The following is a 12,224-nucleotide window of genomic DNA, read 5'->3' on the forward strand; positions in this document are numbered from 1 at the left end:
CTCTATCTTCCCTCTTCACCACGAACAGCGGTCCGACGCATCACACTAGGACACAGCACACCTGTCCGCAGTGATCAGTACGCATCTCGTGCCGGGAAGGAACGCTCGATGTCAGCTAGCACCGAGACCACGTCCGAGGTTGTCCCCGCCCCACCGCGGGCCCGTCCCGCCCCGGGTTCCGCGAACCGCCGCCTGCATCAGGTTCCGCACGTCGCGGGACTGATTCTGGGTGTCTTCTCGGTGCTGGTGTTCCTGTGGAGTCTTTCGCCGGTATTGCGCTACTACGTGCACGTGCCGCGCGAGTACGTAGACAGCTACTACTTCGATGCTCCCGACACGAGCCTGTCCTGGGCCCTGGTGGTGGGTTTGCTCGCCGCCGCGCTCGCCAGTCGCAAACGCATCGCCTGGTGGTTGCTCACGCTGTACCTGAGCCTGTTCATGGTGGCGAACATCGTGGTCGCGATCACCGACCGCAATTGGAACGCCGGAGTCGCGGCCGCCGTGCAACTCGCAGTGATCGGGATTCTGGTCGCTGCCCGTTCGGAGTTCTACACCCGCGTCCGCCGCGGCGCCGGGTGGAAAGCCCTGGGCGTCCTGGTCGTCGGCCTGACCGTGGGCACACTCGTCGGGTGGGGGCTGGTCGAACTCTTCCCCGGCACCCTCCCACCCGGGGAACGCTTCCTGTGGTCCCTCAACCGGGTGACCGCGCTCGCCGCCGTCGACAACGAGCAGTTCACCGGCAGGCCACACGGTTTCGTCAACACCCTTCTCGGCTTGTTCGGGGCCGCCGCCCTGCTGGCCGCCGTGGTGACCTTGTTCCGCGCCCAGCGCTCCCACAACGCCCTCACCGGAAACGACGAGTCGGCGCTGCGCGGACTGCTGCTTCAGTACGGCGCCGACGACTCCCTCGGTTACTTCGCCACACGCCGCGACAAGGCGGTGGTGTTCGCTCCCAGCGGCAAAGCGGCGATCACCTATCGGGTGGAAATCGGTGTCTGTCTCGCCAGCGGCGACCCCATCGGCGACCCCGAGGCCTGGCCCCATGCGATCGAGGCGTGGCAGGCCCTCGCGTCCCGATACGGGTGGGCCACCGCCGTCATGGGAGCGGGCGAATCCGGCGCGACCGCCTACGCCAAGGCCGGTCTCACCGTGCTGCAACTCGGCGACGAGGCCATTCTCCGCACCCGCGAGTTCAACCTCAGCGGGCGCGACATGCGGCAGGTACGCCAGGCCGTCACCCGCGTGCGGCGCCAAGGCGTCACGGTGCGGATTCGCAGGCACCGAGACGTTCCCGCCGAGGAGATGGCCGAAACGATCCGGCTCGCCGACGCCTGGCGCGACACCGAAACCGAACGCGGCTTCTCCATGGCCCTCGGACGGCTCGGTGACCGCCTCGACGGTGACTGCCTTCTGGTGCAGGCCATCGATGCGGACGACGACATCGTCGGGATCCTGTCCCTCGTACCGTGGGGTCCGTCCGGAGTCTCGCTCGACCTGATGCGTCGCAAACCCACCTCTCCCAACGGAGTCGTGGAGTTGATGGTGACCGAACTGGCCACCAACTCCGACCAATTCGGCATCACCAAGGTGTCCCTGAACTTCGCCGTGTTCCGGTCGGTGTTCGAGGAGGGATCACGCATCGGTGCCGGGCCGATCCTGCGGATCTGGCGGTCGATCCTCGTCTTCTTCTCCCGGTGGTGGCAGCTCGAGGCCCTCTACCGTTCCAACGTGAAGTACCAACCCGAATGGGTCCCGCGCTACCTGTGCTTCGAGGACAACCGGGAATTGCTGCGCGTCGGATTCGCGTCGGCGATCGCCGAGGGCTTCGTCACCTTGCCGAGATTCGGGCGTTCGACAGCGGGCGACGCCGTCAAGCACACCGGAACTCACGCGGCCGTGCCCGCGGGTCTGGTCGCCGCCGAGGGGTTGCACGCGGACGGCAGCGCCCCCGGTGACGGTAGTCCGGCGGCGAGTCTGGGACCGAAACGCCCCGAACAGGTTCGGGTCCGGCTCGACAAGTTGGCGACACTCGCGCAGGAGGGAATCGACCCCTACCCGGTCGCGTATCCACCCACTCATACGGTGGCCGCCGCGGCGGAATCCCCCGAAGGAACGACCGTCCGCATCGCCGGTCGCGTACTCCGCCTGCGGGACTACGGCGGTGTGGTGTTCGCGTCGGTCCGGGACTGGTCCGGAGACATCCAGGTCCTCGTCGACGAAGCCCGGGTGGGGACCGAACGCATCCGGGCGTTCGCCGCCGAATTCGACCTCGGCGACCTCGTCGAGGTTGCCGGTGTCATCGGCTACAGCCGCCGGGGAGCGCTGTCGGTACTGGCGAACGAATGGCGGATGACCGGTAAATGCCTGCACCCGCTTCCCGACAAGTGGAAAGGTCTGTCTGACCCGGAAACCCGGGTGCGCCAGCGATACGTGGACCTGATGATCAACACCGACGCCCGGCGGCTTCTCGAGGCCCGCAGCGCCGTCGTGAAGTCGTTGCGTGATTCGCTGGGTGAGCGTGGCTTCCTGGAGGTGGAGACACCGATCCTGCAGCAGGTACACGGCGGCGCCAACGCGGCGCCCTTCCTCACGCACATCAACGCCTACAACCTGGACCTGTACCTGCGGATCGCCCCGGAGCTCTACCTCAAGCGGCTCTGCGTCGCCGGGATGGAGAAGGTCTTCGAAATCGGCCGGGTCTTCCGCAACGAGGGTGTCGACTTCAAGCACAATCCCGAATTCACCATCCTCGAGGCATACGAGGCGCACAGCGACTACGAAAAGATGATGGTGCTGTGCCGTCAGCTCATCCAAACGGCGGCGATCGCGGCCCACGGACGGGAAGTCATCATGCGCCCGGGACCCGACGGCACCATGGTGGAGATCGACATCTCCGGGGAATGGCCCGTGAAGACGATGCATCAGGCCGTGGCCGAGAAACTCGGGGTCGATGTTTCGCCCGAGACACCGCTCGTGGATCTGCAACGGCTGTGCGACGATCACGACATTCCGTACCAGTCGACATGGGACGCCGGGGCCGTGGCCCAGGAGATGTACGAGCACCTGGTGGAGGACTACACCGAGTTCCCTACCTTCTACACCAACTTCCCGACGTCGATGTCGCCGCTCACGCGCCCGCATCCCACCATTCCCGGAGTCGCGGCCAAGTGGGACCTGGTGGCGTGGGGCGTCGAACTCGGTACCGCGTACAGCGAACTCACCGACCCGGTCGACCAGCGGAACCGCCTCACCGAGCAGTCGATGCTCGCCGCCGGCGGCGACGAGGAGGCGATGGAACTCGATGAAGACTTCCTGCAGTCGCTCGAACACGCCATGCCCCCGACCGGAGGACTCGGCGTGGGCGTCGACCGCGTGGTCATGCTGATCACCGGCGGCAGTATCCGGGAGACCCTCGCCTTTCCGTTGGCCAAACCGAAGCAGTGACCTCCCGTGGCCGCGTTGCTGTGGCCGCCCTGTTGATCGTCGGAGCGGTGGCCTACTCGTCGTGGCTGCTGGAGTTCGTCGTGGACACCGAGATCGACCCGCTGCGCGGTTTCGCGAGCGAACTTGCGGCCACCGACCAGCGTTACGGTGCCCTGTTCCGTACGGGCGACCTGGTGGCGGGTTGCACCGTCGCGGTCGCGGGCGTCCTCGGACTGTGGCGGTACTCGGAAGGGTGGGCGACCGCGATCGGGTGGTTCGCGTTGTGCGTGTTCGGGGTCGCCACCGCCCTCGATTCGCGGATGCCGATGAGCTGTGCGGTCACCTCGGATCCCCTCTGCGCTGCCCGCGAGGATTCGGGTCAGTTGCCGCTGTCGCATGAACTGCATGCCGTCACCAGTACGTCTGCGTCGACGGGCGGTGTGGTGTCGGCGCTCGCTTTCGCGCTGGCGGCCTGTCTTTACGGTTGGCCGCGCTGGTTGACGCTGACCGGGGCGGCAGTGTCGGCGGTGGTCGTCGTGGGCACCGCCTGGACGTTGGCAGCTGCCGCGATTCGCGGCGAGCACGACGTGTGGCTGGGACTGGGCCAGCGTGTGCAGCTGCTCGCTTTCAGCGGGTGGCTGATCTTCGTATCACTCAGCGTGCTTCACGTCACCGGCGAAAATGATGGTTCCACGTGAAACGTCCTGGGGAAATGGTCGCGGGAGTGCATGTCGTCGTCGATGGTGCCGGACCCCCCGTCGTGCTCTACGGCGGTCTCGGCGGCAACTGGTTCGACTGGGATGACGTCGCCGCACTGCTTTCCGATTCTTGCCTCGTCATACGGATCGATCGACCCGGGTACGGGCTCAGCCCCGCCTCATCCACACCACCCACGGCCCGCGGTGAAGCGGAAAGGATCGTCGCGGTACTCGACGCGCTCGGCTCTACTGCACCGGCCGTCGTGGTGGGGCACTCGCTCGGCGGTATCTACGCCGAGGCCTTCGCTCGGCTGTTTCCCCAGCGCACCTGCGGTGTGATGCTGCTCGACGCGACCATCACTCTGCGACCCCACCGCGTCATTCCGACCCGTTGGCGGGTGGCAACCGGCCGGTGGGTGGCCCGCGCGTCGAGCCGGCTCGGGCTGCAGCGACTGCTGGGTCCGACCGTTCGAGCAGTGCTGAACCAGTCGACGCCGCCGGGTGGAATAACGTCCGAGACTCGGCAGTGGGTGGCCCGCATCTACCGCGAGCCCGCATATCTGGAGTCGTCGGTGGTCGAGAACGCGTCGTATCCGGCCCTCGCCGAGGAGATTGCCGCCCTACGCGCCGCCGTCACGATGCCCGTCCCCATACTCGTGGCCGCCGCACACACCGGTCATCGGACCCCGTGGGGGTGGGAGTGGGTTCGGCGCCAACGACAGTTCGCCGAGCGTCTCGGCGCCGCCTTCCGCGTCGTGCAACCCGCCCGTCACCACGCCATGATCGATCAACCCGGCCAGGTCGCGGCACTGATCCGGGAACTGGCAAGCTGATCGTCGTGCAACTGCTATTGATCCGACATGCGCTACCGGAGCTCGTGACCACGTCCGAGGGACGAGCCGATCCTGCCCTGACCGAGGACGGGCAGGCTCAGGCCAAGCGACTGCCTGCCGCATTGGGTCCCTACCGCATCGCCCGGATCGTGAGCAGCCCGCAGCGCCGCGCCCTGGAGACGGCCGCGCCACTCGCCGAGGCGCTCAACCTTCGCGTCACACAGGACCAGGGGCTGGCTGAGTACGACTACGACCTCGACCACTACATCCCGTTCCACGAAGCCGAGGCGCGGGCGCCCGAAGCGTACGCCCGCATCCGCGCGGGCGAGCTTCCCGCGGGGATCGACGCCGACGCCTTCCGCACACGGGTGTTCGATGCGCTCGGCCGGGTCGTCCAGGAGTCCGACCACCGCGACACCGTCGCGATATTCGCCCACGGCGGCGTCATCAACGTGTACCTGCAGGAGCTGCTGGGCCTGGACCGTCCCCTCGTCTTCCCCATCGAGTACGTCTCGGTTACGCGCGTCCTCGTCTCGCGCAGCGGCGAGCGACGGGTGGCCTCGGTGAACGAGACCGGCCACGTCCGGGACATGCTGCGGCGTTAGTTGCGACGTGTGAGGCTCGGCCACCGGGCGTTCGGCGACTAGAGACCCGGAATTCGCGGTAGCTCGGGTAGCGGGGCCGGCGGCGGGAGAACAGGCAGCTGAAGCTGCGGTAGGCCGGGGATGAGCGGCGGTGGGGACGGGGCCGGTGCCGGCTCGTTCCTGCTCACATCGGTTTGCGTCCCGCTGTCGGGCCGCGCGGCGGTCGGGGGCTGCACATACGGGGTGTAGGCCTCGGTTCGGGCAACGCCCGTCGTAGACGCCTCTGCTTCGGTATCCACCTGCGGCGGCACGGGCGACGGAAGGTCGGCGGCCGTGGCCGACGTCGTTGCGGGTGGTGTCGCGTTCTCGATGACTGGGGCCGGAGCTTCCGGCTCGGTCGGGTCCGGCTGCGGATCCTTTTCCGACCCCTCCAAGACGTCGCCACCCACCCCGAGGACGAGCCCGAGGGCCGCTACCGCCGCGAGGGCCCCACCGGCGAGGACGGCGCCGCGGCGGCGGGATTTCGGGGGCTCGGGCATTGCGACCGACTCTGCGGGTGCCTGCTGGGCCAACAGGGCGGCACCTTCGGCCGCCACCAGTTCTGGCTGCTCCGGAACGATCACCGGAATTTTCAGCCACGACTCCATCACCGAGGTGACGAGCGGAATGTAGGCGCCACCACCGATGAGGACCGCGGCGTCGGGCATACGCCCGGACCGGTGGATCACGTCGCGAGTGATCCGAGCGGAAGTCTCTACCGGTCCCTGGATGAGCGACTCGAAGGTGTCCTGCGACAGCAGCAGCAGCCCCCCGTCACCAGGCACGCACACCGCGCCTGTGCTGGAGAGCTGCTCCTTCGCGAGGCGACACCGGGCGTCGAGTTCGAGAGCGGCAGCTTGGTCGGCGGGCTGCGCGATCTTCTGCAGTTCGAGTTGCTGGTCGCGAATCAGGCGGTCGACGAGGTCACCGCTGATCTCGTCCGTGCGGGCACTGTCGAGGACCGTCCCGGTGGAGCGCTCGACGACGGTAACGGTGAGTCCGGAACTGCCGAGGTCGTAGAACACCAGCGTCGAATGGTTTTCGAGGTTACCCGACATTTCGAGCATCTCGAGTGCGGCGGTCACTTCAGGCACGAGATGGACGTTGCCGATGTGTTCGCGGGCCAAGGCGGCCTCGACGGCGTCGGCCTGGGCCTCGTCCTGGTAGGCCACGCCGATGGCCTGTACCTCGCCCAGGTCTTCGCCGTCTCCCAGGGCAGTTCCGATGGATTCGGCAGCCACGTCCTCTGGCCGTTCGAGGGTTGCGGCTACCGCCGTCGAGCGGAAGATCGGCCCGGTCGCGTCAACCGAGTCGGCTGCGTCACGGCACGCGACGCGCACAGCGCTGGCACCGACCGACACACCCAGAACCGAAGTCATGAGACCGACTATAACGGTTCGGTCACGAGCCGCGCTGAGGTAGAGGGGTGTTCGCAGGTCAGGCCGGCCTCTTCCCGGTGATGCACAGCGGGTTTCCCGTGTCTGCACTCACCTCGAACCCCTTTCGCCGCAGAACCTGGGTCACAGCGTTCACGATGCGTTGCGACTTCGCGTCGTCGTGCATCGCTTCGGTGCCGTCGTAGACGAGGTGCAGGATGCCGCCGGGGCGCAGGGCTTCCCATAGAATCCGGACCTCTTCGGTCGCGTCGTGTGTCCAGAAGGCATTGACGTTGACAGCGAAGGCCTTGTCGAACGACGCATCGGCGCAGCGGAATCCGGCCAGTTCGGTCTTCTGGAGTTCCACTCTGCCGCGCGCCGACAGGGCCTCGCTACGCTGCTGAGCTCGTGCTATCGCGGTGGCGGACCGGTCGATTGCCGTGATCCGCCCGTCGAGAAGTTTGTCGGCCACGAGAGAAACTGCCACGCCGGGTCCGCAGCCCACCTCTAGGATCCGATCGGACGGATCCACCCTCAACCGCTCGACGGCACAACGGATCCGGGCAGGGATGTTCGGAACTGCCATCTGACCACCCTTCGACGGCTACCACAGTAAGGACATGATGCGCGCACTCACCTACTTCGTCGGCATTACCATCGACGGTTTCATCGCCGCCCCGGACGGCGACGTCGGCTTCTTTCCGATGCTCGACGACATCATCGGTTTCATGGCGCAGGATTACCCGGAAACGATTCCGACACACCTACGGGCGCAGTTCGCAGTCGACGGGGCCAACAAGCATTTCGACACCGTGATCCAGGGCCGTTCGACCTACGAGCCGGCGCTCGCAGCCGGAATCACCAGTCCGTACGCGCACCTGCGCCAGTACGTCGTCTCACGCACGCTCGGCGCCAGTTCCGACCCCGCCGTCGAAGTGATTACCGACCCCCTCGCAAAGGTCCGGCAGCTCAAGGCCGAGGACAGCACACTCGGTGTCTGGCTCGCTGGAGGCGGAAAGCTTGCGGGCGCTCTGCTTCCGGAGATCGACGAGCTGGTGATCAAGCAATATCCGGTGGTGGCCGGTCGCGGAACGCCCATGTTCGACACCGACTTCGAGCCGACGGCCTTCGAGCTCGCCGACCGGAAGGGCTACCCGAGCGGGGCCACGGTCAGCCGATTCCGCCGCTGCTGACCTGTAGGTGGGTGCCGAACCAGTCGACTGTCCGCGACCATGCGTCCCGGGCGGCTGCCTCGTTGTAGACGGCCGGGCGGTCGTTGCAGTTGAATCCGTGCTCGGCGTCGGGGTACCGCACGATCTCCGTGTCCACCGGTACCTGCGACAGTGCGTTCCGCAACTCTTCGACCTGTTCGGACGGAATCCCCGCGTCACGGTCACCGAACAGCCCCAGCCAGGGAGTCGACAACTGTCCAGCGGCCTCGATCTGCGAGGAGTAACCGAACCGTCCCTTCTCGACGCCACCACCGTAGAAGCTCACCGCGGCGCCGAGTTTCAGGCGCGCCGCGGTGTGGAACGCGACCGTGCCGCCCATGCAGAATCCGACGATCGCCGTGCTCCCCGCGCCGATCCCGGCATCCGACAGAGCGGTGACAGCGGCATCGACGTCCTCGTCGATCTGTGCCGACGTGAGCGTGCCCAGCAGCGGCATGGCCGTTTTCAGGTCGTCATAGCCGAGCACCGGGTCGCCGGCCCGGTGGAACAGATGGGGCGCCACAGCGTGGTAACCGGCGTCGGCGAATCGGGAGCAGACGTCGACGATGTGTTGTGTGATCCCGAAGGCCTCCTGGATGACGATGACGCCTCCACGACTACCGCCTTCGGGAACAACACTGGTCAGGGGTGTGGTCACCGAACGGACTCTAGGACACCGGCTTCAGCGGATGGATTGCGGGTGCACCCGCGAGATGCTCACCGAAAACCGCGACCGCGGACTGGAAGTGCGGCGACTTCATATGCGCGTCGACGGCCTCCTGGTTCGCCCACACCTCGACGGTGACGAAGGTCCCGGGCTGCGCGGCAGATTCGAACAACTCGTACGAGACGCAGCCCTCCTCCTTGCGGCTCTCCGCCGCGAGGGAGGACAGGCCGTCTCGCACCGTGTCCTCGGAGCCCGGCTTGGCAGGAATGGTCGCTACGACATGCAGATCGGACATCGGCTTCCTTTCGTGACGGCCACCGGATGTGGCCCGTATCACGTAAGCACACTTGTGGTTGCTAGGAAACCCGGAGCCGCGTCAGATAATCCTCGACGCGCGGATCATCCCAGCCGTGACCCTCACGAAGCCCGTCCGCAATGGTCGCGAGGTAGGCGGGGGCCGGCGCGTTCCGGGTGACCACGTCACCCCGAGCGCGGGTGGTGAACGTGCACATGACGATGCCGTCGCGAGTTCCCAGAGGAACCAGCCGGTCGTAACAGGCTGGTTCCTGGGCGTGAATGTCCTCGAACTGTTCCTGCGTCACGAGGAAGGCGCGGGCCGCGACCGTCCCGGGCGCATCCGGATCGTAGAAAGCGCGGCCGCCGCCCCAAATGCGCGACTCCCCCGCGAAGAACACCGAGCCGGGGATCACGACCGGGATCGATTCGCGAGGTTCGCTCGTGTCCCGCGCACCGCGATGAGAGTGGTTGCCGCCGGGCGGGCAACCACCGCGCAGGTAGCAGGCGAGGCGAGTCGTCGCCATGTTCGACCCATAACTGACGTACCAGATCAGCACACGATCGACGGTACTCGGACAAGATGGTTCCATGAGTCTTCTCAGTGAGGTCAAGGGTTGGCGTACCGGTTCGCGAAAGCACCGTCGACTGCGTGATCTCGACGGCATGCTCGTCGTCGTCACCGGGGGCGGTAGCGGAATCGGCCGCGAAACCGCACTCGCGTTCGCCGCCGAGGGTGCGGTGGTCGTGGTCGGTGACCTCGACCTCGAATCGGCGCAGCACACAGCGGACCTCATCAATTCGGCGCAGATGAAGGGGGGCGGCGCCGTCGCGATCTTCGGTGGTGGCTCGCATGCCTACCGGGTGAATGTGGCGGTGGAAGAGGAGGTGCGGCGGTTCGCCGAGGAGGTGCAGTCACAGCACGGCACCCCCGACGTCGTGGTCAACAATGCGGGGATCGGCTACTCCGGCACTTTCACCGCGACGCCGCAGAGCGAATTCGAGCGCGTGATGGACGTCAACTTCTGGGGAGTCGTGTACGGCTGCCGGGTCTTCGCGGAGCAGATGATCGAGCGCGGAACGGGCGGACACATCGTCAATCTGTCCTCGGCGGCGGCCTTCACCCCGCAGAAGCGACTCACCGCCTACGCCACCAGCAAGGCTGCCGTCTACATGCTCTCGGATTGTCTCCGCGCCGAACTGGTGGACCACGGCATCGGCGTCAGCACCATCTGCCCCGGCATCGTCCACACCAACATCGTCAAAAACACCGACTTCGCCGGGACCACCCCCGAGAAACAAGAAGAGATGCGGTCCCGATCCGACACGTTCTATCGCAAGCGTGGATTCACACCCGATCGGGTGGCCACGCAGATCCTGAAAGCCGTCAGGTCGAACAGGGCCGTCGTCCCGGTCACCCCCGAGGCCAAGTTCGGCCGCGCGTTGAGCCGACTGGCGCCCGGCAGCATGCGACTCGGTGCGCGTTTCGACTTGGGCTGATCGTCACGTGATGCGGTTCCCACACGGTCACGCCGCCGCGCGTAACGCCCAGTGGGCACTCGCGCTCTGGACTGTCACGCACGGGACCAGCGGGTGAGGTACTCGCGCTCGGTGGGAGTGATACGCCGCAACCGCTGCGCGTCGACGTCGGCAACGGCCATCTGGGTGGTGGCGGTGACGGCGGGCGGATCGGTACGACCGGCGCGCGCACCCCGGACCTCGTAACCGATGGTGAAGTCGACGGCCCGGTGCTTCGCGATCCACATGGTGATCCGCAACGGACTCTCCGAGTGTGTGAGCTGAGCCCGGTACTTGACGTGTATGTCGGCGATGAACGCACTGGTGATGAGAGACGAATTCTCGGCGCCCTCACTGAGCAACCAGTCGATCCTCGCCTCTTCGAGCAACGTCACCATCCTGGCGTGGTTGATGTGCTGAAAGGCGTCCATATCGGACCACCGAACGGTGACGAAAGCGTCGTAACCGGGCGCGGCAGGAGTGTCCGTCATCGGATCATCTTCTCCTGCCGCGCCCGGTCCGACCTACGCCACGTCGCGCAACCAGTTCCTGAGCCAGTTGGTGGCCGACGTCCCGGCACCGTCGACCGCGTACCGCGTGTAATCCTGGTGGGCCTGCGACTTGTAGAACTGCTCGAGCTCGTCGATCCGCCTCTGGTTGGCCGATTCGTCCAACTGAGCCATCAGGGTGGGGACACCACCGGCGTCGAGGAGGTCACGCCAAATGGCTTCGGCCTCCGCCTGGTACCGGCCGAGCAGCGACGGCGACGGGTCCGACGTCTGCGCGAGGAAACCGGCGAGCCGGGTCACGAAGTCTTCCTTCGGGGTGGAGCAGTACAGGTCGCCGTATGCGCAGAAGGTTCGGGTGTTCTGGCTGACCCAGCCGAAACCGCCGATGCGAGGTCCGCCGGCGCCCCCACCGGCGACGGGAGGACCGACCAGCGCGTCGGTGGGCGAACGACGGGGATCGGACACGAGCCCGACGGCAGCGATCTTGTCGGCAGGCACCGCGCCGAGGCCCGTGCCGATCTCGGCCGCGAGGTCACCCGCAGCATCAGCGCCTTGGCTGTAACCGATGAGCGCAAGCTTGGTTCCGGCGCATTGCTGAGACATGTTGACGAGCATCCCGCGGGCGTTGTCTACCGCCTGAGCCTTCGAGCGCCCGTACACATCGCCTTCCCACGGGAAGGCAGTGGCGGCGTAGGTCACATAGTCGGTGCGGATATTCGACGGTAACCCGTTCGTGACCGCAGACAGCAGGCCGGGGGTGGGCCGGACATTCTCCTTGGTGGACGTTTCCCACGTTCCCGGAATCGCCACCACGTACAGGCTCGGGCACGGGTCTGCGTTCGCTACCGCGCTGGTGCCGACCACGCCCGAGACCACCGGAATGGCCACCGCTGCAGCCGTTGCGGTCAAAGTTGCGATAACCCGTTTCATTGCCATGGCCCTCAACTCTTCTTCTCCCCTTCGTCGACCTGCAGACGGGATGCTGCCAGGCCGACGTGACCTGAAGATGCACGATCGGTAAATGAACGTTACCGAGCAAAACCGACCGGCGCACCCGAAACCAGCACCCCGG

General features: G+C 66.6%; 13 protein-coding genes. 6 read left to right on the forward strand and 7 right to left on the reverse strand.

From position 1 onward, the window contains the following. Nucleotides 1-108: 108 nt before the first annotated feature. The 4 genes from lysX to HYG77_RS15755 are packed head-to-tail and all read left to right on the forward strand — an operon-like array spanning nt 109 to nt 5,559. Nucleotides 109-3,444, forward strand: a complete 3,336-nt coding sequence (gene lysX, locus HYG77_RS15740; RefSeq protein ID WP_208963212.1) for a bifunctional lysylphosphatidylglycerol synthetase/lysine--tRNA ligase LysX — start codon at nt 109-111, stop codon at nt 3,442-3,444. Then, nucleotides 3,441-4,121 carry a DUF998 domain-containing protein gene (locus HYG77_RS15745; RefSeq protein ID WP_208963213.1) on the forward strand — a complete coding sequence of 227 codons (681 nt, stop codon included), beginning with the start codon at nt 3,441-3,443 and terminating at the stop codon, nt 4,119-4,121. Before lysX ends, HYG77_RS15745 begins: the two co-directional genes overlap by 4 nt. Nucleotides 4,122-4,135: 14 nt before the next feature. Continuing rightward, nucleotides 4,136-4,954 (forward strand): alpha/beta hydrolase, encoded by an 819-nt coding sequence (locus tag HYG77_RS15750; protein ID WP_208963397.1) that lies wholly within the window; start codon nt 4,136-4,138, stop codon nt 4,952-4,954. 5 nt (nt 4,955-4,959) lie between these two features. Further along, on the forward strand, nt 4,960-5,559 hold the full coding sequence (locus HYG77_RS15755; RefSeq protein ID WP_109325447.1) for a histidine phosphatase family protein: 600 nt from the start codon (nt 4,960-4,962) through the stop codon (nt 5,557-5,559). Between the two features lie 38 nt (nt 5,560-5,597). On the opposite strand, the gene HYG77_RS15760 is transcribed toward HYG77_RS15755, so the two are convergent. Together HYG77_RS15760 and HYG77_RS15765 are read right to left on the reverse strand one after the other, a co-directional pair. After that, nucleotides 5,598-6,956, reverse strand: a complete 1,359-nt coding sequence (locus HYG77_RS15760; protein WP_208963214.1) for an Hsp70 family protein — start codon at nt 6,954-6,956, stop codon at nt 5,598-5,600. 58 nt (nt 6,957-7,014) lie between these two features. Further along, the gene (locus HYG77_RS15765) at nt 7,015-7,539 is read right to left on the reverse strand and encodes a class I SAM-dependent methyltransferase (protein WP_208963215.1); all 525 of its coding nucleotides are present in this window, start codon (nt 7,537-7,539) and stop codon (nt 7,015-7,017) included. 37 nt (nt 7,540-7,576) lie between these two features. Between HYG77_RS15765 and HYG77_RS15770 the strand changes: the two genes are divergently transcribed. Continuing rightward, on the forward strand, nt 7,577-8,146 hold the full coding sequence (locus HYG77_RS15770; protein WP_208963398.1) for a dihydrofolate reductase family protein: 570 nt from the start codon (nt 7,577-7,579) through the stop codon (nt 8,144-8,146). Here the strand turns inward: HYG77_RS15770 and HYG77_RS15775 are convergent. The 3 genes from HYG77_RS15775 to HYG77_RS15785 all read right to left on the reverse strand — a co-directional run bounded on the left by HYG77_RS15775 (nt 8,124) and on the right by HYG77_RS15785 (nt 9,685). Beyond that, nucleotides 8,124-8,822, reverse strand: a complete 699-nt coding sequence (locus HYG77_RS15775) for a dienelactone hydrolase family protein (RefSeq protein ID WP_208963216.1) — start codon at nt 8,820-8,822, stop codon at nt 8,124-8,126. The two genes, HYG77_RS15770 and HYG77_RS15775, sit on opposite strands and share 23 nt — an antisense overlap. Nucleotides 8,823-8,832: 10 nt before the next feature. After that, nucleotides 8,833-9,126 carry a putative quinol monooxygenase gene (locus HYG77_RS15780; RefSeq protein WP_109325438.1) on the reverse strand — a complete coding sequence of 98 codons (294 nt, stop codon included), beginning with the start codon at nt 9,124-9,126 and terminating at the stop codon, nt 8,833-8,835. Nucleotides 9,127-9,187: 61 nt separating this feature from the next. Next, complete coding sequence (locus HYG77_RS15785; RefSeq protein WP_109325434.1) at nt 9,188-9,685, reverse strand: hypothetical protein; 498 nt, start codon at nt 9,683-9,685, stop codon at nt 9,188-9,190. 31 nt (nt 9,686-9,716) lie between these two features. Between HYG77_RS15785 and HYG77_RS15790 the strand changes: the two genes are divergently transcribed. Next, nucleotides 9,717-10,625 carry an SDR family NAD(P)-dependent oxidoreductase gene (locus HYG77_RS15790; protein ID WP_208963217.1) on the forward strand — a complete coding sequence of 303 codons (909 nt, stop codon included), beginning with the start codon at nt 9,717-9,719 and terminating at the stop codon, nt 10,623-10,625. Nucleotides 10,626-10,699: 74 nt separating this feature from the next. Here HYG77_RS15790 and HYG77_RS15795 read toward each other — a convergent pair whose 3' ends face one another. Together HYG77_RS15795 and HYG77_RS15800 are read right to left on the reverse strand one after the other, a co-directional pair. Then, complete coding sequence (locus HYG77_RS15795; RefSeq protein ID WP_109325424.1) at nt 10,700-11,134, reverse strand: thioesterase family protein; 435 nt, start codon at nt 11,132-11,134, stop codon at nt 10,700-10,702. Nucleotides 11,135-11,167: 33 nt separating this feature from the next. Further along, a complete protein-coding gene (locus tag HYG77_RS15800) occupies nt 11,168-12,082 on the reverse strand; it encodes a cutinase family protein (RefSeq protein ID WP_109325422.1) in 915 nt (304 codons plus the stop codon). Between the last annotated feature and the right edge of the window lie 142 nt (nt 12,083-12,224).

Origin of the sequence: Rhodococcus sp. ZPP, assembly GCF_017656075.1 — a bacterium.
Lineage (GTDB): Bacteria > Actinomycetota > Actinomycetes > Mycobacteriales > Mycobacteriaceae > Rhodococcus_F > Rhodococcus_F oxybenzonivorans.